At 68.9% G+C, this 22,577-nt stretch carries 24 protein-coding genes; 13 read left to right on the top strand and 11 right to left on the bottom strand.

Annotated features, from left to right (window positions below):
* Positions 1-1,655: N,N-dimethylformamidase beta subunit family domain-containing protein (locus tag NT132_RS03055; protein WP_366940342.1), on the bottom strand; the 1,655-nt coding region annotated here is incomplete at its 3' end.
* 222 nt (positions 1,656-1,877) lie between these two features.
* Between NT132_RS03055 and NT132_RS03050 the strand changes: the two genes are divergently transcribed.
* The gene (locus NT132_RS03050; RefSeq protein WP_297784583.1) at positions 1,878-2,486 is read left to right on the top strand and encodes an acyltransferase; all 609 of its coding nucleotides are present in this window, start codon (positions 1,878-1,880) and stop codon (positions 2,484-2,486) included.
* A gap of 387 nt (positions 2,487-2,873) precedes the next feature.
* Here the strand turns inward: NT132_RS03050 and coaA are convergent, their stop codons facing one another.
* Complete coding sequence (coaA, locus tag NT132_RS03045; RefSeq protein WP_297784580.1) at positions 2,874-3,821, bottom strand: type I pantothenate kinase; 948 nt, start codon at positions 3,819-3,821, stop codon at positions 2,874-2,876.
* 306 nt (positions 3,822-4,127) lie between these two features.
* Here coaA and NT132_RS03040 point away from each other — a divergent pair, with 306 nt between their 5' ends.
* Complete coding sequence (locus tag NT132_RS03040) at positions 4,128-4,913, top strand: TetR family transcriptional regulator (protein ID WP_297784578.1); 786 nt, start codon at positions 4,128-4,130, stop codon at positions 4,911-4,913.
* A gap of 148 nt (positions 4,914-5,061) precedes the next feature.
* Here NT132_RS03040 and glmM read toward each other — a convergent pair whose 3' ends face one another.
* Genes glmM through rplM form a run of 3 tightly spaced genes read right to left on the bottom strand, consistent with a single transcriptional unit; the run spans position 5,062 to position 7,381 of the window.
* Positions 5,062-6,417, bottom strand: coding sequence for a phosphoglucosamine mutase (glmM, locus tag NT132_RS03035; protein WP_297784574.1), 1,356 nt, complete (start codon positions 6,415-6,417; stop codon positions 5,062-5,064).
* A gap of 4 nt (positions 6,418-6,421) precedes the next feature.
* Entirely contained in the window at positions 6,422-6,907 is a 486-nt protein-coding gene (gene rpsI / locus NT132_RS03030; RefSeq protein WP_297784571.1) for a 30S ribosomal protein S9, read from the bottom strand.
* 27 nt (positions 6,908-6,934) lie between these two features.
* Complete coding sequence (gene rplM / locus NT132_RS03025) at positions 6,935-7,381, bottom strand: 50S ribosomal protein L13 (protein WP_297784568.1); 447 nt, start codon at positions 7,379-7,381, stop codon at positions 6,935-6,937.
* Between the two features lie 384 nt (positions 7,382-7,765).
* Here rplM and NT132_RS03020 point away from each other — a divergent pair, with 384 nt between their 5' ends.
* Positions 7,766-7,993, top strand: coding sequence for a hypothetical protein (locus NT132_RS03020; protein ID WP_297784565.1), 228 nt, complete (start codon positions 7,766-7,768; stop codon positions 7,991-7,993).
* Between the two features lie 110 nt (positions 7,994-8,103).
* Positions 8,104-9,000, top strand: coding sequence for an SDR family oxidoreductase (locus tag NT132_RS03015; protein WP_297784562.1), 897 nt, complete (start codon positions 8,104-8,106; stop codon positions 8,998-9,000).
* Between the two features lie 18 nt (positions 9,001-9,018).
* Here the strand turns inward: NT132_RS03015 and NT132_RS03010 are convergent, their stop codons facing one another.
* On the bottom strand, positions 9,019-9,912 hold the full coding sequence (locus NT132_RS03010) for a CPBP family intramembrane glutamic endopeptidase (protein WP_297784559.1): 894 nt from the start codon (positions 9,910-9,912) through the stop codon (positions 9,019-9,021).
* Positions 9,913-9,997: 85 nt separating this feature from the next.
* Between NT132_RS03010 and NT132_RS03005 the strand changes: the two genes are divergently transcribed.
* The 9 genes from NT132_RS03005 to NT132_RS02965 all read left to right on the top strand — a co-directional run bounded on the left by NT132_RS03005 (position 9,998) and on the right by NT132_RS02965 (position 20,184).
* Entirely contained in the window at positions 9,998-11,614 is a 1,617-nt protein-coding gene (locus NT132_RS03005) for a DHA2 family efflux MFS transporter permease subunit (protein ID WP_297784557.1), read from the top strand.
* A gap of 122 nt (positions 11,615-11,736) precedes the next feature.
* Positions 11,737-12,330, top strand: a complete 594-nt coding sequence (locus NT132_RS03000; RefSeq protein ID WP_297784555.1) for a low molecular weight phosphatase family protein — start codon at positions 11,737-11,739, stop codon at positions 12,328-12,330.
* A gap of 213 nt (positions 12,331-12,543) precedes the next feature.
* On the top strand, positions 12,544-13,722 hold the full coding sequence (locus NT132_RS02995; RefSeq protein ID WP_297784553.1) for an alcohol dehydrogenase catalytic domain-containing protein: 1,179 nt from the start codon (positions 12,544-12,546) through the stop codon (positions 13,720-13,722).
* Between the two features lies 1 nt (position 13,723).
* Positions 13,724-14,692: a carbohydrate ABC transporter permease gene (locus tag NT132_RS02990; protein ID WP_297784551.1), complete on the top strand. Its 969-nt coding sequence runs from the start codon at positions 13,724-13,726 to the stop codon at positions 14,690-14,692.
* Positions 14,692-15,627 carry a carbohydrate ABC transporter permease gene (locus NT132_RS02985; protein WP_297784549.1) on the top strand — a complete coding sequence of 312 codons (936 nt, stop codon included), beginning with the start codon at positions 14,692-14,694 and terminating at the stop codon, positions 15,625-15,627. The genes NT132_RS02990 and NT132_RS02985 overlap by 1 nt, the downstream gene beginning before the upstream one ends.
* Before the next feature lie 28 nt (positions 15,628-15,655).
* Positions 15,656-17,008, top strand: coding sequence for an extracellular solute-binding protein (locus NT132_RS02980; protein ID WP_297784547.1), 1,353 nt, complete (start codon positions 15,656-15,658; stop codon positions 17,006-17,008).
* A gap of 107 nt (positions 17,009-17,115) precedes the next feature.
* On the top strand, positions 17,116-17,382 hold the full coding sequence (locus tag NT132_RS02975; RefSeq protein WP_297784545.1) for a hypothetical protein: 267 nt from the start codon (positions 17,116-17,118) through the stop codon (positions 17,380-17,382).
* A gap of 208 nt (positions 17,383-17,590) precedes the next feature.
* Positions 17,591-19,060, top strand: a complete 1,470-nt coding sequence (locus NT132_RS02970) for a polysaccharide biosynthesis tyrosine autokinase (RefSeq protein ID WP_297784542.1) — start codon at positions 17,591-17,593, stop codon at positions 19,058-19,060.
* Between the two features lie 224 nt (positions 19,061-19,284).
* The gene (locus tag NT132_RS02965) at positions 19,285-20,184 is read left to right on the top strand and encodes a hypothetical protein (protein WP_297784539.1); all 900 of its coding nucleotides are present in this window, start codon (positions 19,285-19,287) and stop codon (positions 20,182-20,184) included.
* Positions 20,185-20,309: 125 nt separating this feature from the next.
* Here the strand turns inward: NT132_RS02965 and NT132_RS02960 are convergent, their stop codons facing one another.
* From NT132_RS02960 to NT132_RS02940, 5 genes are all read right to left on the bottom strand, one after another.
* A complete protein-coding gene (locus NT132_RS02960; RefSeq protein ID WP_297784534.1) occupies positions 20,310-20,888 on the bottom strand; it encodes a zeta toxin family protein in 579 nt (192 codons plus the stop codon).
* Positions 20,885-21,241 carry a hypothetical protein gene (locus NT132_RS02955; protein ID WP_297784530.1) on the bottom strand — a complete coding sequence of 119 codons (357 nt, stop codon included), beginning with the start codon at positions 21,239-21,241 and terminating at the stop codon, positions 20,885-20,887. The genes NT132_RS02960 and NT132_RS02955 overlap by 4 nt, the downstream gene beginning before the upstream one ends.
* A gap of 88 nt (positions 21,242-21,329) precedes the next feature.
* Positions 21,330-21,530, bottom strand: a complete 201-nt coding sequence (locus NT132_RS02950; RefSeq protein WP_297784527.1) for a hypothetical protein — start codon at positions 21,528-21,530, stop codon at positions 21,330-21,332.
* Positions 21,527-22,006: a hypothetical protein gene (locus NT132_RS02945; RefSeq protein ID WP_297784524.1), complete on the bottom strand. Its 480-nt coding sequence runs from the start codon at positions 22,004-22,006 to the stop codon at positions 21,527-21,529. The genes NT132_RS02950 and NT132_RS02945 overlap by 4 nt, the downstream gene beginning before the upstream one ends.
* Positions 22,003-22,577, bottom strand: a 575-nt coding sequence (locus tag NT132_RS02940) for a transposase (RefSeq protein WP_297784520.1), incomplete at its 5' end; no start/stop codon positions are given. The genes NT132_RS02945 and NT132_RS02940, both read right to left, overlap by 4 nt.

Here is a 22,577-nt window from a genome sequence, read left to right as displayed (position 1 = left end):
GGGGTGAGGGCGCTCATGAGCGACCCGGGTTGCGCGCCCATGTCGGCGAGCAGATTCACCTGCGCCTGCTGCATCCGACGGTCGGCGGGCGCCCCGTTGCCGTCGTGCGTGGCGTCGAGCCCCCACCCCCACTGCACGCTCGCCGCGGAGAACACGAGCGCGCCGCTGGGCGCGCGGTAGAGCGTCACATGATGCGTCGTGGTGCCTTCCACGACCGTGTTCCCGTAGTCCGTGAGGTATTGCGGGGTGGGTCCGACGGTCGTCGACAGGCGGATGAGGCCTTCGGGGCGGAAGCCGTTGCCGCGGTCTTCGTTGGACTCGTATCCGACCGTGTGCGCGGCGAGCTCGGCGAAGGTGCCGGCGGCGAGACTGCTCAGATCGGTGCCGCGCCACAGCCGGAGCTTGCCCTCGTCCGACGACACCGTCACCGCGAGATCGTCGTGGTTGACGAAGTACATCGTGCCGGTGAGGGAGTTCTCCGGAAGGTGCCCGCCGTCGCCGGCGTCGGCGAACCGAGGATCCCGCCAGGTTCCCGTCCATTCGCTCGTGGAGTCGTCGATCTTCCCCCCGCCCGGATGGTCGCGATCGCCCCAGGTCTCCTTGTACGACACGAGCGTGCGGCCCTCGCCCTGCTCTCCGACCGTGGACGGCTCGTACCGCGTGCGCCAGTACCCCTCGTTGCCGGTGAGGAACTGCAGGTTCACGCCCGCATCGCGGGCGGCCTCGATGTTCGCACGCTGGCCGCCGGACCAGTACTCGTCGTGCCCGACCGAGAGGAAGACCCGGTGCGTGAGCAGCTCCTCACCGCGGCGGTCGGTGTCGAGGCCGGCGAGGTAGCTGACGTCGTAGCCGTTGCGTTCGAGGAAGCGCACGGTGGCGTACTCGGAGCTGAAATAGAAGTCACGCGCCTCGACGCCGCCGCGGGTCGCGAAGGGCCGGTTGTAGCTGATCTTGTAGGCGCGGCCGTTCGCCGCTCCCTGGTAGAAGTCGGACCCGCCGTACGTGTTGTACGCCTGCCAGGTGGGGTCGGAGGTCTGGAAGAGCACGTCCGAGGTGTTCCCGTCCCGGCGGACGATGAAGATGATGTGGCTCGCGCCGCCGGTGTCGGTGCGTTCGAGGCGGGCGATGTAGACACCGGAGACCGCATCCGCCGGGACGTCCCAGGATGCGGAGACGTCCCACGTGCCGCAGTCGTAGAGTTCGGTCGTGATGTCCGACAGGCACTCGCTCTGCACCTGCGGCAGGGCGACGGACGGTTCCACGTGGTCGATGCGGCGCGCGCCCAGCCCCTGATACCAACCGGTGCGGTAGATCTCGATGTCGTAATCGGCGGCGTCCGTGTCGACCTTGAAGTCGACCCGGCTGCCGGCGTTCACGCTGATGTCGGTCGCGAAGCCCTGGATGGACGGGTCGCCGGCTCCGGTGATGTCCCAGACGTCCGGATCGGTGCCGGGACGCTGGTTCTCGCACACGATCGGATTGATGTCCGCCCCGCAGGGGCTGCCGTCGTCCGCTCGCACGGCGGGCGCGGCCGCGGTCACCGCGATCGTCGTCACCAGGGTCGCCACGGCCAGTAGCGCGAGGCGGGAACGCCGCACGCCGCGCCGCATCCGTCCCGCTGCCGTCGAAACGACGACCGTCCCCACTGTCCCCATGCCCCAGTCCCCAGACACCCGCACCCCGTATCCGGAATGTGCGAGTCGTAAACCGGTACGACGGACGATCCCACTCGTCGCCGCTGTGTACGCCTCCCCAGACGTTCACAACCGGTGTCCCCGCGGGCAGTGTAGCCAGAAACGAGCAGCGTGCACAATACAATCCGACACACCGGATGCCACCGCATCCGGTGTGTCCCGCTCCCAGCGAGAGGTACCGCCATGACCGACACCACCCCGTTCGTCCACGCCTCGGCCGATGTCGAGGACGACGTGGAGCTCGGTCCCGGAACCCTGGTGTGGCATCTCGCACAGGTGCGCGCCGGCGCCCGCGTCGGCGCGGATTGCACGATCGGGCGGGGGGCGTACATCGGCCCGGGCGTGGTGCTCGGTGACGCATGCAAGGTGCAGAACTATGCGCTCGTCTACGAGCCCGCGGTCCTCGGCGACGGCGTTTTCGTCGGCCCGGCGGTGGTGTTCACCAACGACGAATACCCGCGCGCGGCGAACCTCGACGGCTCACGTAAGTCCGCGGACGACTGGCACGCGGTCGGCGTGACGGTGGAGCGGGGCGCGTCGATCGGCGCTCGTGCGGTGTGCGTCGCGCCCGTCCGGATCGGTGCATGGGCGCTGGTGGCGGCGGGCGCGGTCGTGACGAAGGACGTCCCGGCGCACGCTCTGGTCGCGGGGGTCCCGGCCCGGCGGATCGGCTGGGTCGGGCGTACCGGCCGGCCGCTGCGTGAGGACTCGCCCGGACAATGGTCGTGCGCGGATACGGGCGAGCGCTTCGTCGCGGACGGCGACCGGCTCACTCCCGCGAACCCATCTTGAGGATGCGTTGCGCTGATCTTGACCTGACCTTGCGTGGATCTTGCGGTTCCGAGCGGATGCTGATCGTGCATCGAGAGTCGAGAGGTACACGGACGCGACCCTCACCGCAGCAGGATCCTCCGATCGGAGTCGGGTGGGGGATTCGACTCCGCGAGGGTCATCGTGGGGAAGGCCCGGGCGTCGGGTCCGCTCGTCGGGAGACAGGGAGGACACGCCGCTCGACGGATACTGCTGCGGTGAGCGCGTTCCGCCCCCCGGACAACGATGCGCCGAGCGGCAGACACCACCCCGACGGGGAGCCCGAATTCCGAGCGCGGGGGTGCCTGCCGCTCCGCCGTGAGCGGCCGCGTCCTCGGCCACGGCACACGCCGCGCCGGCCACCGCGCCTCAGAGCTTGCGCAGCAGCACGCGCTCGACCGCGTGCGAGCGACCCTTCTGCAGCACGAGCGTCGCGCGGTGCTTGGTCGGCAGCACGTTCTCGACGAGGTTCGGCAGGTTGATCTCGTTCCAGAAGTACGCCGCGCGCTGCACCGCCTCCTCGTCCGAGATGTCCGCGAACACCTGGAAGAACGAGGTCGGGTTGCTGAACGCGGCCTGGCGAAGCGCGAGGAAGCGCTCGGTGTACCACTCCTGGATGTGGGCGGGTTCCGCATCCACGTAGATCGAGAAGTCGAACAGCTCGCTGACCGCGACGTCGTTCGGCGACGGTGCCGGCTGCAGCACGTTCAGACCCTCGACGATGACGACGTCGGGTCGGCGCACCGTCGTGTGCGCGTCGGCGATGATGTCGTACCGCATGTGCGAGTAGAAGGGCGCGCGTACTTCCTTCGCGCCCGATTTGACCGCAGTGAGGAACTCGACGAGCGCCCGGCGGTCGTACGACTCCGGGAAGCCCTTCCGGTCCATGAGACCCCGGCGCTCCAGCTCCGCGTTCGGATACAGGAACCCGTCGGTGGTCACGAGCTCGACGCGAGGCGTGTCGGGCCAGCGGCTCATGAGCTCGCGCAGCAGACGCGCGATCGTCGACTTACCCACCGCGACCGATCCGGCGACGCCCACGACGAAGGGCGTCGTGGTGTCCTCGTCGCCGAGGAACGCGCTCTCATCCGCACCGAGCCGCTGGGTCGCCTTGGCGTACAGCGACAGCAGTCGCGACAGCGGGAGGTACACCTCGCGCACCTCGGCCAGATCGAGCCGGTCGCCGATTCCTCGCAGCTGCACGACCTCGGACTCGGTGAGGGGCTGCGCCATCCCGGCCGCGAGCCTGGCCCAGTCCGCTCGAGCGATGTCGCGGTACAGGGACAGCGCGAGCGGGGGGCTCTGCACGGGATTCACGCGCCCATCGTAGCGGCGCGGCGACGCCGGGTGCCCCATCGGCGGTCGGGGACGCCGGATTGCACCTGTCCACATCGCGTGAGCGTACATAGAATGGGGCACCCCGATGCCCGGCGGCGCCGCCCCCCAGCGGCACCCGCCGAACACTTCGAGGTACCGGCGTCCCCCAACAGGTGGCCGTCAGCGACGATGCCGCATCCGCGCTTCCGCCGGTAGCTCGAACCTAATTCAGACCCCACCCTCCCGACAAGACTTTGGACACACAGTCCATAACAATGCGATCTCACCCAGTGAGGATGCTCGACCGTGACTGCTGATCAGGACCCTTCGGCTCGGAGGCGTCTCCCCCGCGCCGAACTCCGACGCCGCATCCTCGATGCCGGCGAGGATCTGCTCGCCTCTGGGGGCCTCGCGGTCGGGCTGCAGCACCTCAATATGGAGGAGCTGATCCGTCGCGTGGGCGTGCCCCGCAGCTCGGTGTTCGCCGCATTCGGCGGCAAGGAGGAGCTCGTCACGGAGCTCATGGTGCAGGCGCTCCGGGCGCCGGATCCGGCCGCCGTGGTGGGGTACTCACCGCCGACCGTCGAGGTGGCCAAATCGATCCTCGTCGAGAACGCCGATCGGTTGATGGATGCGGCGGGCCGACCGGATGCGGCTGGGCAGGACGCGGTGCTGCGCGAGGTGATCCGCCGGGTCATCCTCGTGAACGTCGAGGATATGACCGTCTCGACCGAGTGGCAGACCTACATGGCCCTGTCGGTGTCGGTGCGGAGTCTGCCGCCGGGACGACGCGAGCGCGTCCACAACGCGCTGCACGCCGCGGAGGCGCGGTTCATCACCGAGATGGCCGACGTGTACGGGCACGCGTTCGAGGCGCTCGGCCGTCGCCCCCGCACCGGATTCACGCTCCGCCACGTCGCGACGGCGGGCGCATCGGTCGTCGAGGGCATTGTGAGCCGGCGCCTCGTCGGCTCCGCCGACGCCGACGCGACGATCACCCGGCCGGGCCTCGACGGCGGTCCCGTCGAGTGGCACCTCGCCGCGGTCGCGTTCCTCGCCATGATCCTGGAGATGACCGAGCGCACCGACTGAGCCGCATCCCGCCGGCCGCCGGCCGCCGACGCCACTGCTGCGGCCCTGCCGGACTGCCGGCTGACCGACGCAGCATGTCCCACTTTCTGTCGTTATGGAGCACTCAAAACGACAGAAAGTGGGACATGTTCTGCAGAAAGTGGGAGACCTACAGCGCGAGGCGCTGCCGTACGACATCGGCGAGCTGCTCACCGATGCGCTGGGCGGCGGCCTCATCCGCGGCTTCGACCATGACGCGCACGAGCGGCTCGGTGCCGCTGGCGCGCAGCAGCACGCGGCCGGTGTCACCGAGGGCCTGTTCGGCTGCGGCGACCGCGATCGCGAGCTCGGGGTCGGCGACGCGCGTACGGTCGACGTCGCGGACGTTGATGAGCACCTGCGGGTACACCGTCATGATCGAGGCGAGATCCGCGAGCGAGCGTCCCTGACGGGCCATCTCGGCCATGAGGTGGAGGCCGGTGAGCACGCCGTCACCGGTCGTGGCGAAGCGGCTCATGATCACGTGACCCGACTGCTCACCGCCGAGCGAATAGCCGTGCTCGTTCATCTCCTCGAGCACGTAGCGGTCGCCGACGCCGGTCTGCACGACCCGGATGCCGTGATCGGCCATCGCCCGGTGAAGGCCCAGGTTGCTCATGACGGTGGCGACGAGCGTGTCGTCGTGCAGCACGCCGCGTTCCTTCATGGCCACCGCGAGGATCGCCATGATCTGATCGCCGTCGACGGTATGGCCACCCGCATCCACGGCCAGGCAGCGGTCGGCATCGCCGTCGTGAGCGATCCCGAGGTCGGCGCCGTGGCGCAGCACCTCGACCGCGAGGTGGTCGAGGTGGGTGGAGCCGACACCGTCGTTGATGTTCAGGCCGTCCGGGTCGGCGCCGATGACGGTGACGCGAGCACCGGCATCACGGAACGTCTCGGGCGAGACCCCGGATGCGGCGCCGTGCGCACAGTCGAGCACCACGTGCAATCCGTCGAGTCGGTGCGGCAGCGACTGCAGCAGGTGCACGACGTAGCGGTCCTCGGCATCGGCGAAGCGCCGGATGCGACCGACCTCTGCACCGGTGGGCTGGAGCTTCGGGCCGCCCAGCGCGAACTCGATGCGCTCTTCCACGACGTCCGGGAGCTTCACTCCGCCGCGGGCGAAGATCTTGATGCCGTTGTCCGGAGCGGGATTGTGGGATGCGGAGACCATCACGCCGAAGTCGGCGTCGATGTCCGCGATCAGGTATGCCGCGGCGGGAGTGGGAAGCACTCCCGCGTCGAGCACGTCGACGCCAGACGAGGCCAGGCCTGCCGAGACGGCGGCGGAGAGGAACTCGCCGGAGATGCGCGGGTCACGCGCAACCACGGCGGTGAGTCGTTTGCCGGCGGCGCGACGCGCCTCCGCGGTACGACCCTGGCCCAGGACGACAGCAGTCGCCTGGGCCAGGGTGAGCGCCACGTCGGCGGTGAGGGGGCCGTTGGCCAGCCCCCGCACGCCATCGGTGCCGAAGAGCGCCAAAGGTTTAGCGCTTCGAGTACTGAGGAGCCTTACGCGCCTTCTTGAGACCAGCCTTCTTGCGCTCCTTGACGCGAGCGTCGCGGGAGAGGAAGCCGGCCTTCTTCAGGGTCGGGCGGTTGTTCTCCTCGTCGATGCCGTTCAGCGACCGGGCGATGCCGAGGCGCAGGGCGCCGGCCTGACCCGAGGGGCCACCGCCGGAGATGCGGGCGATGACGTCGTAGGCGTCGGTGAGGTTGAGCACCGTGAAGGGGTCGGTGACCAGCTGCTGGTGCAGCTTGTTCGGGAAGTAGTCCTCGAACGTGCGGCCGTTGACCGTGATGGTGCCGGTGCCGGGGACCAGACGCACGCGGGCGATGGCCTGCTTGCGACGGCCGACGGCTGCGCCGGGCACCGAGAGCACGGGGCGCTCGGCGGCCACGACGGTCTCGTCGACCGGGGTCTCGGTGGAGTAGTTGGTGTCGGTTTCGATGGAGTCGGAGATCTTCGCCACGAGGGTGTCCTTATTCTTCAGCGGCGCTTACTGGGCGACCTGGTCGAAGGTGTACGTCTTGGGCTGCTGCGCGGCGTGCGGGTGCTCGGCACCGGCGTACACCTTGAGCTTCGTCAGCTGCTGGGCACCCAGGCTGTTCTTGGGGAGCATGCCACGGATGGCCTTCTCCACAGCGCGGACCGGGTTCTTCTCGAGAAGCTCGGCGTAGGGGACCGACCGCAGGCCGCCCGGGTAACCGGAGTGGCGGTAGGCCTTCTTCTGCAGAAGCTTCTGGCCGGTCAGGGCGACCTTCTCGGCGTTGATGACGATGACGAAGTCACCGGTGTCGACGTGGTTGGCGAAGGTGGCCTTGTGCTTGCCGCGGAGGAGGACCGCCGCGTGCGAAGCGAGGCGTCCGAGGACGACATCGGCCGCGTCGATGACCAGCCAGTCGCGCTGGATCTCGCCAGCCTTGGGGGTGAAAGTGCGCGTCACAGTAGTGCTGCTTTCTTGTTCGAACGGAGAGGTTCGTGAATCCCGCTCCGGGGTGCTTTCTCACAAAGGACTACCTGCGCGAAAGACGCCAGTGGAGGGCTCACGTTCGTTGTCCCGGCCGCAGTGGTCGGGTACCAAACGTCCAGACTAGCACGGACGGGCTTCAGCCGCGATGTCACGGCACTCCCGTACGCCGCTCGGCAAGCGGGACGGAGAAACCACCCCTTTAGGTGGTTTTCACTCAGATCGAGCGGGGCGGACTCGTTCTAACCTCGGGGTCGTCACCACAGTCGAAGGCCTGGGGCGGCGCAGGCGGCGGGGCGGGGGCTCCGCCGCCACTTCCTCGCCTCGTCATGCCGATAGTCCCTCACCCGAAGGAATGCGATGACTCCTCCGTACCCGGCACCGCTCGTGCCGCCTCCGGTGCGCGCCGGCCGCCGCCGCCGCCGCCGTGTGTCGAACCGACCGCCGCGACGCCCCGGCGGGCACCCGTGGTGGGCGTACGCGACGCTGATCCTCGTCGGCGTGCTCGCCGTCACCCTCACGATGATCGCGCTGACGCACGAGTTCGAGCCGGCCGCATCCTTTTCGACGTCGGTCGTCACCCGATAACCACCGTCGGTCCGTGCCGGATAACCGTGCGGGTCGCCGGATGCAAGCCCCGCGACAGCGGGCAATCGATTGCGCAGAGTGGACGCATCCACCCCACGGAAGGATGCGCCATGACACGCGACCAGTACACGTTCACCGACCCGACCGCGCTCTACGCCGAGATCGAGCCGAGCACGCAGCATCAGGACGAGCCCGGTCTCGACGCGAAGCTCACGCCGAAGCCCGACCTCGGTGAGGAGACGTATCGCGGCAGTGGCCGGCTCGCCGGACGCAAGGCCCTCATCACGGGCGGCGACTCCGGCATCGGCGCCGCCACCGCGATCGCCTTCGCTCGCGAGGGGGCGGATGTCGCGATCGCGTATCTGCCCGCGGAGCAGGAGGATGCGGACCGCATCGCGGGCCTCATCCTCGAGGCGGGCGTCGCGGCGGTGCAGCTGCCGGGCGATCTCGCCGACCCGGACTACTGCCGCGGTCTCATCGATCGGGCGGTGGACCAGCTCGGCGGCCTCGACATCCTGGTGAACAACGGCGGCAAGCAGATCTTCAACGAGGACATCACCACCCTTCCCGACGACCAGTGGCAGGACACGTTCGACGTGAACGTGCGAGCGACGTTCCTGCTCACCAAGGCCGCGGTGCCGCACCTGCGCCCGGGGTCGACCATCATCAACACCACGTCCAGCCAGGCGTACAGTCCCTCGCCGACGCTGCTCGACTACGCCGCCACGAAGTGGGCGATCAACGGATTCACCAAGGCGGTGGCGCAGCAGCTGGCACCGAAGGGCATCCGGGTGAACGCCGTCGCGCCGGGTCCGGTGTGGACCGTGCTGCAGGTCACCGATGGTCAGCCGCCGGAGAAGCTCGCGGAATTCGGCGAGGACACCCCTCTCGGGCGCATGGGCCAGCCGGCCGAGATGGCGCCCGCGTACGTCTTCCTCGCCTCCGCGGAGTCGAGCTACGTGGTCGGCGAGACCCTGAGTGCGAACGGCGGCAAGCCGACGCCGTGACGTGCCCCCGGCCTGCGCTCAGGACAGGCCGACGGTCCCCGCCCCGCCCACCCCGACCAGGGTGCCGACGACGGCGAGCAGGACGTAGGTTCCGTTGAATGCGACGTGGAGGAGCACGGCGCCCCAGATCCGGCCGGTGAGGAGCACCAGCAGGCCGCCGAGGAGCCCCACGAGCCCGACGGATGCGGCGCCGTCCCACGTCGCGACGAGCGACCCGGCCAGCTGGTGCAAGAGCAGGAAGAGTCCGGTCGTGATCAGCAGCGATCCGAGGCCCGCGACCCACCGCACATCGGTGAGGCGACGGAAGACGGTGTACAGCAGCACCAGCAGGAACCCGTGGAAGAAGAACTCTTCCAGCAGCGGACCGATGACGACCGGCACGATCAGCTCGCCGAACCACCAGTCACCGGGGAGCGCGCCGTTCGCGGTCATGTACGTCGGCCACACCGTGGACCCGGTTGCTGCCGCCTGCAGCGCGCCGGCGACGAACCGGAGCGCCACGCCGATCACGAGCCCGAAGAGCACATCGACCGGGCGGAACCGCAGGAGACCTCGAGGGATCGACCCGCGGTAGGCGAAGATCACCGGGATGACGAGGGCGACCCAGACCGCGACGGTCCCGATCCAGCCCCCGGCAACGCCGCCGATGAACTCGGTGGATGCGGTGGCGATGAGCACCGCCGCGCCGAGCGCCACGACCGCCCAGCCGACGAGCAGCCAGTTCCAGTGCTGCACGCTGGTGCCGCCGGTGCGCCACTCGCGGGGGCGGCGCGGTCGGTGACCGCGAGCGCGGGGCTCGTCGTCGTCATCGAGCTGCCGCGCCGTGACTCCGGCAACTCCGCCCGCGACAGCCACGTCCGGCTCCGCGGTCGGTGTCGGATGTGCGCGCGTGTCTCCGGTGTCGTTGTCCACGCGGCCCAGGGTACCGAGAGCACCCGCAGCCGACGAACACGGCCCGGGTGACATGAAAAGCAAATTACTAGATAAGCTAGTGATCATGGCAGGGACGTCTCCTCGGCGGCGCTGGTACGCGCTCGTCTTCATCAGCATCGCGGTGTCGCTGATCATCGTCGACTCGACGATCGTCAACGTGGCTGTGCCGTCCATCGTCGACGAGCTCGGCATCTCCTCCACGCAGGTGCAGTGGGTGCAGGAGGCCTACACCCTCGTGTTCGCCTCGCTGCTGCTGTTGTTCGGCGTCTTCGCCGACCGCTGGGGCCGCCGCCGTCTGCTGCTCATCGGCGTGACGATCTTCGCGCTCGCCTCCGTCGCCGCATCCTTCTCCCCCACGGGTGAACTGCTGATCTTCTCGCGGGTGCTCCAGGGCGTCGGCGGCGCGATGATCCTGCCGACGACGCTGTCGCTCATCAACGCCACGTTCACCGGTCGCGAGCGCGGGATCGCGTTCGCCGTCTGGGGTTCCACCATCGGCGGAATGGCCGCGGTCGGCCCGCTCCTCGGCGGCTGGTTGACCACCGAGTTCTCGTGGCGCTGGGCGTTCGGCATCAACATCCCGCTCGGCATCCTCATCATCGCCGGCGTGCTGTTCACGGTCACCGAGTCGAAAGCGCTCCGACCGGGCGGGCTCGACATCATCGGTTCCGCGCTGTCGGTCGTCTTCTTCGCCACTCTCGTTTTCGGCCTCATCGAGGGCCGGACCTACGGCTGGTGGACCACCGAGGACGGCCTGAAGCTCGGCGACTGGACCTGGCCGTGGAGCATCTCGCCCATCCCGGTCGCGTTCCTCATCGCGGCGATCGCGTTGACGCTGTTCATCGTCCGCGGCGTCCGGCGCACCCGCGCCGGACGGCCGACGCTCATCGACTTCTCGCTGTTCTCCCTCACGTCGTTCCGGAACGGCAACCTCGTCGCCGTCGTCGTCTCGCTCGGCGAGTTCGGCATCATCCTGGCGCTGCCGCTGTGGCTGCAGTTCGTGCTCGGCTTCGAGGCGGTGCAGACCGGCCTCGTGCTGCTGGCCCTCGCGATCGGATCCTTCGCCGCCAGCGGCGTCGCGGGAGCCCTCTCCGGCAAGGTCAGGCCCGTGGTCGTTGTCCGCTGGGGTCTCGTCGCCGAGATCGTCGGCGTCGCCGCGATCGGCTTCGTCGTCGGCCCCGACACCGCCTGGGGGCTACTGCTGCCGGGGCTGTTCGTCTACGGCATGGGCGTGGGCCTCGCGACCGCGCAGCTGACCGGCGTCATCCTCGTCGACGTGCCGGTCGAAATGTCCGGCCAGGGGTCGGGGATGCAGTCCACCTCGCGGCAGATCGGTTCCGCGCTCGGCATCGCCATCCTCGGCACCATCCTGTTCACCACCACCGCGTCGGGCCTCGATGCCCGGCTCACCGACCGGGGCCTCCCCGCCGAGCAGGTGGACACCATCACCTCCGCCGTCGTCGACAGCGCGGGCGGTGCGATCGCCGGCCTCGCCGAGAATCCGCAGACCGCGGATGCGGCCGACGATGCAGCCGCCGCCTTCTCCGACGGCACCCGCATCTCGGCGTTCACCGCGGCCGGCTTCCTCGCCGCCGGGCTCCTCGCGGCGATCTCGCTCGGCGGGCGTCCGGCGCGTCGCCCGGAGGGCGCGGCGGCGAGCGCGGCCGCCCCCGCGGCCTGAGCGCGCGCCGCGCAGCCGCGGCCTGAGCGCGCACCGCAGCCCGGCGCCCGCACCGGCCCGAATCCCGGCGCTCCGCGCGCCGATACGCTGAGGATTCCTGCCCGCCCGACCGGAAGCCTGTGATGCTCGAGATCCTCACCGTCTGCACCGGCAACATCTGCCGCTCGCCGTTCGCCGAGGTGCTGCTGCGGGCGGAGCTTCCCGGGTTCACCGTGCACAGCGCGGGTGTCCGCGCGATGATCGACTCCCGCATGGAGCCGGATGCGGCGCAGCTGGCGCTCCAGTACGGCGTCCCGCCCGCATCCGTCGAGGCGCACCGGGGGCGCTGGCTGAACGAGTCGCACCTGGCCTCGCCGAACCTGGTCCTCGCGATGGCGCGCGAGCACCGCCGCGAGATCGTCGGGTTGGCGCCCGCCCAGGTGCGGTCGACGTTCACGGTGCGCGAGTTCGCCCGGCTGTCGCTCAACCTGTCCGATACGGAGGCGCACGAGACCGCGGAGGCGGCCGGCACCGCCCCCGAGGCGCGCCTGCGGGCGCTCCTCGCCCAGCTGGCGGCGCTGCGCAGCGAGGTCGATCCGCCCGCCGACCCCATCGAAGACGACGTCGTCGACCCCTATCGCCGCAGCCGTGCGACCTACGAGCTGATGGCGACGCAGCTGATGCCCGCGCTCGGCGAAGTCGTCCGCATCCTCCGCGTCGCCGCCTCCGCGGCGTAGCCGCGCGCGTCGCCGCATCCGCCGCCCGGCGCGGGTCATAATTCAGGCTGAATCGCCTCTGGAAGCGCGCCCACGGTCGCCGGAGACCACCTCAGCCTGAATTATGGTCGCCGGCCTGTGCCACGCGGGGCGCGTGACGTCAAGCATCCATGATCGCATCCGCCTGCGGCGTACCGTCGCTTGCCTGACCACCGAGGAACAAGGGAGCACAGGATGCGGGCACTGACCTGGCAGGGACGACGCAACGTGACGGTCGAGACCGTGCCCGACCCGACGATCGAGCAGCCGACCGACGCGATCGTGCGGATCACGTCCACGGCGATCTGCGGCTCCGACCTGCATCTCTACGAACTGCTCGGGCCGTTCCTCGACAAGGGCGACATCCTCGGCCATGAGCCGATGGGCATCATCGAGGCCGTCGGGGCGGGCATCACGAACCTGCGGGTGGGCGACCGCGTGGTCGTTCCCTTCAACATCGCCTGCGGCACCTGCTTCATGTGCCGCCACGGCCTGCAGTCGCAGTGCGAGACCACGCAGGTGACCGAGTACGGCAGCGGAGCCTCACTCTTCGGCTACACCAAGCTCTATGGCCAGGTGCCGGGCGGCCAGGCGGAGCTGCTGCGGGTGCCCCTCGCCGACTACAACACCATCAAAGTCGGTTCCGAGCTGCCCGATGACCGCTACCTCTTCCTCAGCGACATCCTGCCCACCGCGTGGCAGGGCGTGCAGTATGCGCAGGTGCCCGACGGCGGCACGCTCGGCGTCCTGGGCCTCGGCCCGGTCGGACAGTTCGTCGCCCGCATCGGCGCGCATCTCGGCTATCGCGTGATCGCCGTCGACCCGGTGGCCGAGCGGCGCGAGATGGCCTCCCGCCACGGCGTCGAGACCTGGGACGACGTCGATGTCGTCGAGCGGATGCGGGACGCCACCGAGGGCCGCGGTGCCGATTCGGTGGTGGATGCGGTCGGCCTCGAGGCCCACGGAACACCGATGATCCACGCGGCGCACACGGTGATCGGTCACCTGCCGGATGCGGTTGCCCGCCCGATCCTGGACAAGGCCGGCGTCGATCGGCTCGCCGCGCTCTACACCGGCATCGACATGGTTCGCCGCGGCGGAACTGTGTCGCTCAGCGGCGTGTACGCCGGCGACGCCGACATCCTGCCGATGAAGACGATGTTCGACAAGCAGATCGCGCTGCGGATGGGCCAGTGCAACGTGAAAAACTGGATCGACGACGTACTGCCGCTCGCGGAGGCCGACACGGATCCGCTCGGCATCGACGACTTCGTCACCCACCACGCACCGCTGGAAGATGCGCCGGGACTCTATGAGACGTTCCAGAAGAAGGCGGACGGCTGCGTGAAGGTCGTCCTCCGCCCCGGCGCCTGACATGTCCTCCCTCACGCTGCGGGCGAGGCAGCACGCACGGTCGGACAAGGAGCGCAAGCCCAGGCCCGCCCGCGATCGCTATGACAGACGCGAGGCGCTGGCGGGCTACCTCTTCATCGCGCCGTGGATCGTCGGATTCCTCATCTTCACTGCCGGCGCCATGATCTACAGCCTGGTCATCTCGTTCAGCGACTACAACCTCGCCACGAACCGGGCGCAGCCCGTCGGCTTCGCGAACTATGCCCTGTTGTTCGAGGATCCGAAGGTGGGCCTCGCCCTCGCGAACACCCTCTTCTACGCGGTCATGGCGGTGCCGCTCGAGATCGTCGTCGCTCTGGCGCTCGCCATGCTGCTGCACCGGCTGTCGCGCGGCGCCGGGTTCTTCCGAACCATCTACTATCTGCCGAAGATGACGCCGGCCGTCGCCACGGGCGCGGTGTTCTTCCTGCTGTTGAACGGCAACTCCGGCGCGATCAACCAGTTCCTCCGCATCTTCGGCATAGAGGGCCCGCAGTGGCTGATCGACCCGGCGTGGGTGAAGCCGAGCATCGTCCTCATGACGCTGTGGACGGTCGGCGGCACGATGGTGATCTTCCTCGCCGCGCTCAAGAACGTACCGGCGGAGCTCTACGAGGTCGCCTCCCTCGATGGCGCGGGGCCGGTGCGCCGGTTCTTTGCCATCACGCTGCCGATGATCTCGGGCGCCGTCTTCTTCAACGTCATCGTGCTGAGCATCGCGGCCTTCCAGGTGTTCGACCAGGCCTACGTCCTGTTCTGGCGCGATCAGAGCAACGCGTCACCGGATGCAGCCCTTTTCTATGCCATCTACCTGTTCCAGCAGGCGTTTCGCCAGTTCGACTTCGGGTTCGCCGCAGCCATGGCGTGGCTGCTGTTCGTCATCATCATGGCGATCACCCTCATCCAAGTGAAGATCGGCAACCGATTCGTCTATTACGAGGCGGACCGTTGATGGCGATCACCGTCCCCGCCGCCGCATCGCTCGCCGGGCGACCGGAAGCCACCGTCGCCGTGACCGCCACCCGGCGCCGCCGCATCCGTCCCCCGCAGACCGTCATCGGCCGGATGCTGCTCTCGATCGTCGGCATCGCGGTGGCTCTCGTCCTGCTGTACCCGTTCGCGTGGCTGCTCGCGGCGAGCCTCAAGCCGCGCGGCGAGGTTTTCGACAACCGGCTGATCCCGAAAACCCTGCAGCCGTCGAACTTCGCCGACGTGTGGCAGCAGCTGCCGCTCCTGGCCTGGATCGGCAACAGCGTTGGCATCGCGCTGCTGGCGGCGACCGCCGTGGCGGTCTCGAGCTCGATCGTCGCGTTCGGTTTCGCTCACTTCCGCTTCCCGGGGCGGGGGGTGCTGTTCGGCCTGGTGCTCGCGACCATGATGCTGCCCGGCGCCGTGACTATGGTGCCGATCTACCTGATCTGGAAGGAGACGGGGCTGCTCGGCACCTGGGCGCCGCTGTGGGGGATGAACCTCTTCGGATCAGCGTTCTACATCTTCCTGCAGCGACAGTTTTACCTCGGCCTCCCCCGTGAGCTGTTCGAGGCCGCCCGCCTCGACGGGGCAAGCTCGTGGGCGCTGTTCTGGCGGATCGCCATGCCGCTGTCGGTGCCGTCGTTCGTGATCGTGTTCCTGTTCGAGTTCCAGGCGAGCTGGAACAACCTGCAGGCGGCGCTCATCTATCTGAACGCCGGTTCCCCGGAGGACTTCACCGCCCCGCTCGGCATCGCCTACGCGATGACGAAATACAGTCCCACCAACGGAGGGCATGGCGACTACCAGTACGTGATGGTCGCGGCCCTGATCGTCACGCTGCCGATGCTCATCCTGTTCGCGTTCGGTCAGCGGCATTTCATCGACGGCGTTGCCACACAGGGACGCAAGGGCTGACAACCACACCACACCCAAGGAGGACCCCATGCGCACACGAGGAGGTGCGGCGATCGGCCTCGGCGCGATCACCGCCATCGCCCTGACCGGATGCGGCGGCGGCGGCGCCGCATCCGATGTCGACTTCTCCGCCGACGCGACGGGCACGCTCACGGCGTGGGCGTTCGACAACGCCGACGATGTGGGCCAAGCACGGCTGGACTATGCCGCCGGCGAGCTCGACGACGTGACGATCGAGCTGGATGCGACCGCGTTCGATGCCCAGAAGTTCACCACGCGGCTCGCGAGCGGCGATGTGCCTGATGTCGTGCAGATGGATCGCCGGTACGTCGCCCAGTACGCGGCGCAAGAGCTGATCGTGCCGCTGGATGAGTGCTTCCAGGCCCAGGAGGTGGACCCAGACAGCCGTTGGTATCCGTCCGTGGTCGACGACGTGCGCTACGACGGGAGGGTGTGGGCGACGCCGCAGTTCTACCAGCCGCCGGCAATCCTCCTGAACATGCGGGTCCTGAACGCCGCAGGCATCAGCCCAGATCAGTTCGACACCTCGAAGCCCGACCAGCTGCTGGCGGCCGTCGCGGCGCTCTTTCAGGAGTCCGGCGGGGTTCCCACCCGGCTCGGGTTCGACCCGGTGGCGACCGGTCAGGCCGAGCTGTGGATCCTCAGCCAGGGTGGCACGCTGGTGGACGAGGACGGCGCCCCGACGCTCGATGACCCCGCCAACATCGCCGGCGTCGAGCTGCTGAAGCAGATCGAAGACGCCCAGGGCGGCTTCGCGAAGGTCAAGAGCTTCTCGGATTCGTTCGACACGTTCGGCGACGACAACCCGTTCGTCGCCGACCAGGTCGCCGCGCAGGTGAACCCTCAGTGGTACCCCAACGTGCTGGCGCCGTACCTCGACCAGATCGAGTTGCAGGCGGTCCCCTTCCGCGGGGTAGGCGGGCAGCCCTTCGCCGTCGCCGGCGGGACGGCCTTCGTCATCCCGGCCGGTGCGAAGAACCCCGCCGCCGCATGCGAGTGGATGGCCGACATCACGTCCGCGGATGCGTGGCAGGCCGCCGCCGAGGCGCGCGGCAACACCCTGAAGAAGGACGGCGGGATCAACACCGGTCTGTTCACCGGTTCTCCCGAGGCTGACCAGAAGATCAGGGACACGTGGGTGAAGCCGAGCGACAACCCTGATTTCGACCAGGTGATCCAGACGTACTACGAGGTCGTGGATTACGGCACCACGTTCGGTGCATCGCCCGCGGGCCAGACGATCCAATCCGAGCTGACGAATGCGATCACCGCGGCCCTCCTCGGCGACAAGTCCGTCGAGGACGCCCTCGCCGATGCGCAGGACGCGGCGATGCGCGCCTACGAGAAGGCGGCCGGCTGACACCCGGGCGCGCTGCGCCCGACTTTTAGTGGCACGGACACCCAGGTTCTGCCAGGGTTGGGGGGTGGCGCGCACCGCGGCGCGTCCCAACGAGGAAAGTAGACCCCATGACACAGCAGGCCCCCGTTGGCGTCACCTACCCCGGCAAGACCCTCGGCATCGTCGGGCTCGTGGTCGCGATCTTCTTCAACGTGATCGGCCTGATCATCTCGGCGATCGCGCTGTCGCAGTCGAAGAAGGCCGGCTACAAGAACACGCCGGCGCTCGTCGGTCTGATCATCGGCATCGTGCTGACCGTGATCGGCATCATCATCGCCATCGTGACGATCGCGGCGACCATCGCCGCCGTCAACTCCGGCGCCTACACGGGCTGAGCGCAGCACGCCAGACGGTATCTGGGCTCCGAGACCCTGGAGTTTTCCCACGGTCTCGGGGCCCGTCCCTGTTCGGTGCCAGAGCGCGCTGCCCGACACACGCCGCGAGTCACGATTACATCCCGCTCGTCCCGCGCCGCCGCCGTTCACCGAACCGAAACACCCCCTATGGCAGGATGAACTCGATACCCCCGACCTGAGAGGCGTCATGGAGCTCAGCGATTACCTTCGCGTCCTGCGCAAGAACTGGCTAGTGATTGTCGTCATCACCCTGGTCGGCCTGGGCGCCGCGGCGGGATATTCCTTGACGCGTACGCCGTTGTATGAGTCTCAGTCGTCTGTTTTCGTGTCGACGCAGAGCGCGAACAGCGTGCAGGAACTCAGCCAGGGCTCGACGTTCACCCAGCAGCGTGTGACGACGTACGTGAACCTCGTCACCAAGCCGATCGTGATGAATCAGGCGATCGCCGAGCTGGGCCTCGAGACCACGGCGGAAGAGTTGGCCGGGAACGTCAGCGTGTCTAACACGCTGAACACGACGCTCATCTCGATCTCCGTGCAGAACTCCGACCCGGTGCTCGCCGCCGACATCGCCAACGCGTTGGCCGCGAGCCTCACTGACACGGTCGAGCAGATCGAGACCACCGACGACGCAGCCGTCAGCCCGGTGAAGCTCACTCGCGTGCAGGACGCCCTACCCAGCACCACCCCGGTGAGCCCGAACGTGCCGCTGAACCTCGCGCTCGGCGCGCTCGTCGGTCTGGCTCTGGGCATCGGCGTCGCGGTGCTGCGGACCGTGCTCGACACCAAGGTCCGCACGATCCGCGACGTCAACCAGCTCACCGATCGGCCGATCATCGGCACGATCCCCTACGACCCGAAGGCGGCCGAGCGCCCGATCATCGTGCAGGCCGACCCGCACAACACGCGGTCCGAGGCGTTCCGCGTGCTCCGGACGAACCTGCAGTTCGTCGAGATGGACGGCGGCCACACGTTCGTCGTCACCTCCAGCATCCCGAGCGAGGGCAAGTCGACGACCACGGTCAACCTCGCCATCGCGCTGGCGGATGCGGGCAAGCGCGTCGCGCTCATCGACACCGACCTGCGCAAGCCCAAGGTCGCCGAGTACCTGAACATCGAGGGCGGCGCGGGTCTCACGGACGTGCTCATCGGTCGCGCGAAGGTCGGCGACGTCATGCTCCCGTGGGGCAAGCGCCCGCTGTTCGTGCTCCCGGCCGGCAAGGTGCCGCCGAACCCCAGCGAGCTGCTCGGCTCGCGCCAGATGGGCCAGCTGCTCGAAGCCATCGCGGCCGACTTCGACGTCGTCCTGCTCGATGCGCCGCCACTTCTTCCGGTGACGGATGCAGCGATCCTCGCGAAGCAGACCACCGGTGCTCTGCTCGTTGCGGCCGCCGGTCGCGTCACGTCGGGACAGTTCAGCGCGGCACTCACGGCGCTGGAGACCGTCGAGGCGAAGGTCGCCGGCGTCGTGCTGTCCATGGTTCCGACCCGCGGCGCCGACGCATACGGCTACGGGTACGGCTATGGGTATGGCTACGGCTACGGCGTGTACGGCGACTACGCCACCCCGGTCGACAACGCCTCCGCCAGCCGCAAGGACAAGAAGCGCGGCGCAAAAGAAGCTCCCAGCGCGACGACGGAGCCCGACGCCGCGTAACACCGCTCCCCGTTCGCTCAACGATCGAAGCGCTGGTCGCTGAGCGAGCGAACGTTCGTTGAGCGAGCGAACGTTCGTTGAGCGAGCGAACGTTCGTTGAGCGAGCGAAGCGAGACGAAACGCCGCGCTCGCCGCGCGCACAGCGACACGAAACTCCCTCGACACCGCTCACCCGCTACGGTGGATGCCGTCCCCCTGACCGCCGAAAGCACGGAGTCTGCGCCATGCCCAGACATCGCCCCACCGGTCCCGTCCGTCCCTCTCACCGAGGTCGTTGGCTCTCCGGCGTCATCGTCGCCGTGCTCGCGGTCGGTGTCATCGTGTTGGCCGTGCTCGCCCTGGAGCGCGGGCGAGGCGACGCGGTGCTGAGCAGCAGTGCCCACCCGGCTCCGATCGTCACGGCATCCGAGTCCGCGACCCCGACCCCGACCCCGACGCCCACCCCGACCCCGACCCCGACGGTCGCGCCGCCCGGTGCGGCCGAGCGTCTCCTCGCGATCGGCACCGGCGCGATGTGGCGGGCGACCGCCGGAGCGTGCGGCGGACCCGCGCCGGTGATCGAGCGTTCCACCGACGACGGGTCGACCTGGACGAACGTCACGCCGACCTACCGGGGCATCGCGCAGGTACTCTCCCTCGACCCGCTCGCCGGCGACCAGGCGGAGATCGTCGCCCGCGTCGGCGCAACGTGCGAGCTGCAGGCGCTTCGCACCTTCACCTACGGCGAGTTCTGGGAGCCCTACCCCGACGTGCTCGCCGCATCCACCTACGTCGACCCCGCGAACCCGGCATCGGTCATCACGCCCCGCGGTGCCGTCGCCGCACCCTGCCCCACCGCGTGGGGCCTGCGTTCTGCCGGCAGCACGGTCGCGATCATCTGTGACGGCACCGCGTTCGAGCTGACCGACGGCGCCTGGCAACCGGTCGCGACGGATGCGGTCGCCCTCACGGTGCGCGACGGCGTTGTCATCGCAGCCGTCGCTCAGGAGGGCTGCTCGGGTCTCGTGGTCGGCAGGGCGTGCACCGGCGTGGCGGAGCCGTACTCTCCCGCGGCGATCGCCAACTCCGGCAGCGACGTGTACCTATGGCTCGGAGACCAGGTGACGACGGTCCCCGGCGCATGAGGTCCGCACGGTTCGATATCATCCCGACACGGACCGGGGCGCGTCAAGCGTCGAATCCTCGGTGTCGTTGAGCGAGCCCCGCGGTCGTTGAGCGAGCGAAGCGAGACGAAACGCCCCGCCCCGCCTCACGCGGCGGTGGGGAGCAAGGGAGCCGGAGTCCATGCGGGCCACCCGCGCGACTCGATGAGGGTGCCGCGTCGATACCGCGCGACGCGGCGGAATGACGGCACCGAGGTGGTGTCGTAGATCGTGGTCCACTCCACCGTGGCGCGAGCCTTTGCCACGAGGGTCCAGAGCCGGTCATGGCGTTCGCGGATCTTCTGCTCAGGCACCGAATGGCCGCCCTCGATCACGCGTTGGGCGACGCGGGCGACGCTCACCTCGACGGGGCACATCAGCACGTGCAGGTGCACCAGGTAGCCCTGCGCGGTGGCTGCGACCGCGAGGTCGCGCTTGCTCGGATGGCTGAAGACCGTCTCGGAGATGAACGACGTACGGGTGGCCATGAGTTCGCGGCGTGCGAGGTCTGCTGCATCCGACGCGGCGTAGGCGTGCTCCTCCTCCTCGCCCGGCCACCGCTCGGTGGCGATGCGGTCGGCATTGACGAAAGGGAGGTACGTGCGCGGCTCGAGGATGCGGTCGACGAACGTGGTCTTGCCCGCGCCGTTCGGCCCGGCGACGAGTTCGAGGACCGGCGTGCTCACGACATGGATGCGGCGTCGCGGCGCACGACGGTTCCCTCGGCGTCGGCGCCGATCCAGACGTCGCCGGCGCGGGCGGCTTCGGCCCGCAGGTCGAGCTGCTCGGTGTCGCCGTCGATGAGCTCCATCCAGGCCACGCGAGCCGCCGCCTGCACGGTCTCGGGCGCGTCATCGTACGCGGCAGAGCCGGCGAGGATGCGCTCGACATGAGCGACAGAGACGTTCGGCGAGGCTTCCAGTTCCATACCCACGCGTGCCCAGTGCTGGAGCTGCTGCACGGCACTGCGATGCGCGACCGCGCCGACCGCGCGTGCCGCCTCGAACAGTTGGTCATCGATGCGGGCAGGGATGCTCATGGCATGAGTGTAGCAACCTGCTACACGCCGTGCCTCCCCGGCCGTCGATGGAGCGAGCGCGGCTGAACGCCCCTGCCCGCCGGATCGGTCAGGCGAAGCTGGCGACGTCGCGCGCGCTGGTCTTCAGCAGCAGCGCGGTGACCGCGTCTGCGTCTTCGGCCGTGGTGGCGACGGTGGCGATGTGATCGAGCCCGTCGGAACCGAGTTCGGTGTACGTAGGGAACTCGACAGCGAGGCTCACACCGAAACTGCGGGCGCGGCCCTTGCGCCGCTGCGCGGCATTCGTCATCTGGAAGCCCCCTCCTTGACGGTCCTAGAGTAGCGCAGTCCCCTGCCGACGAAGAGGAGCGCGCTGGCGCACAGATGCGCTGCGGTGGACGCCAGCAGGAACACCCATTCCGGATGCACCATGTCGAGCGTGCCTGGCAGCGCATCCCACTCGATCATCGATGCTCCGCTCATCGTCAGGGCACACACCGTCACCACGGCGGCCACGTTGATGGACAACCAGACGATCAGAGCAAACGCAGAGGCCGACATGAACCGGACCGTCTCAGCGGTCAACCGCGACAGCAACCATCCGGTGAGAAGGGCGGGCACGGCCAGAACGACGGTCGTCCATGCGGTCTGGATGCCGGAGGTCGGCGGAAACAGGACCGGGTAGAGGTAGCCGACCGACCATGTGAGCAGCCACACCCACAGCGACAGACCGAACGTCGGGCCGATGAGCGCGGGCGGCTCTTCGGACTTCCGGTGGGGGGTCATGGGGTGAGGCCGCCGGCGGCGAGGAGCATGCGGAGGCGGTAGTTGTGCCGGTTTCGGTAGCCGCGGGCGAGGCGGCGGTGGAGCTCGATGATCCCGTTCACCGCCTCGGTGCCGCCGTTCGATGACCGGTTGGTGGTGAAGTAGGCCAGGAACGCGTCGCTCCCCCGGCGGGGGGTGCGGCCGAGGCGTGCAATCTCGGGGATCGGGCAGGTGTGGAACGACTCCACGACCTTCTCTGCGATCTTCCGCCCTTCGGCGAGGTCCTTCTGCTGATAGGCGGAGCGCAGCTGCTGCGCGCACTGCCACGCGGCGAACACCTCATCATGGGCAGGGGCGGCTTCGATCGCCGCGCCCAGCCGTGCCCGCTGCTTCTCGGTGAGGTTCTCGGCGCCGGCGCGGAGGATGGTCTGGATCCCGTAGAGCGGATCGCCTTTCCACCCGCGATGTGCCAGCGTCGCCTGCTGGATGCGCTGACGGCACTTCGTCACCGCGGCGTTGGCGAGGCGAACGATGTGGAACGGATCGACCACGACCGTGACGTTGGCGAGCAGACCGAAGCTGGTGACGGCGG

It is taken from the genome of Microbacterium sp., assembly GCF_026393345.1.
Classification (GTDB): domain Bacteria; phylum Actinomycetota; class Actinomycetes; order Actinomycetales; family Microbacteriaceae; genus Microbacterium.
This window is presented reverse-complemented; position numbering and strand designations above follow the sequence as displayed.

Bases quoted from the DNA above. Each gene is read 5' to 3' on its own strand.
- NT132_RS02945 (WP_297784524.1), bottom strand. From the start codon at position 22,006: ATGACCCCCCACCGGAAGTCCGAAGAGCCGCCCGCGCTCATCGGCCCG.
- NT132_RS02970 (WP_297784542.1), top strand. From the start codon at position 17,591: ATGGAGCTCAGCGATTACCTTCGCGTCCTGCGCAAGAACTGGCTAGTG.
- NT132_RS03020 (WP_297784565.1), top strand. From the start codon at position 7,766: ATGACTCCTCCGTACCCGGCACCGCTCGTGCCGCCTCCGGTGCGCGCC.
- NT132_RS02995 (WP_297784553.1), top strand. From the start codon at position 12,544: ATGCGGGCACTGACCTGGCAGGGACGACGCAACGTGACGGTCGAGACC.
- NT132_RS03005 (WP_297784557.1), top strand. From the start codon at position 9,998: ATGGCAGGGACGTCTCCTCGGCGGCGCTGGTACGCGCTCGTCTTCATC.
- NT132_RS02955 (WP_297784530.1), bottom strand. From the start codon at position 21,241: ATGAGCATCCCTGCCCGCATCGATGACCAACTGTTCGAGGCGGCACGC.
- NT132_RS03000 (WP_297784555.1), top strand. From the start codon at position 11,737: ATGCTCGAGATCCTCACCGTCTGCACCGGCAACATCTGCCGCTCGCCG.
- NT132_RS02990 (WP_297784551.1), top strand. From the start codon at position 13,724: ATGTCCTCCCTCACGCTGCGGGCGAGGCAGCACGCACGGTCGGACAAG.
- NT132_RS02985 (WP_297784549.1), top strand. From the start codon at position 14,692: ATGGCGATCACCGTCCCCGCCGCCGCATCGCTCGCCGGGCGACCGGAA.
- NT132_RS03015 (WP_297784562.1), top strand. From the start codon at position 8,104: ATGACACGCGACCAGTACACGTTCACCGACCCGACCGCGCTCTACGCC.
- NT132_RS02950 (WP_297784527.1), bottom strand. From the start codon at position 21,530: ATGACGAATGCCGCGCAGCGGCGCAAGGGCCGCGCCCGCAGTTTCGGT.
- NT132_RS02965 (WP_297784539.1), top strand. From the start codon at position 19,285: ATGCCCAGACATCGCCCCACCGGTCCCGTCCGTCCCTCTCACCGAGGT.
- NT132_RS03050 (WP_297784583.1), top strand. From the start codon at position 1,878: ATGACCGACACCACCCCGTTCGTCCACGCCTCGGCCGATGTCGAGGAC.
- NT132_RS02980 (WP_297784547.1), top strand. From the start codon at position 15,656: ATGCGCACACGAGGAGGTGCGGCGATCGGCCTCGGCGCGATCACCGCC.
- NT132_RS02975 (WP_297784545.1), top strand. From the start codon at position 17,116: ATGACACAGCAGGCCCCCGTTGGCGTCACCTACCCCGGCAAGACCCTC.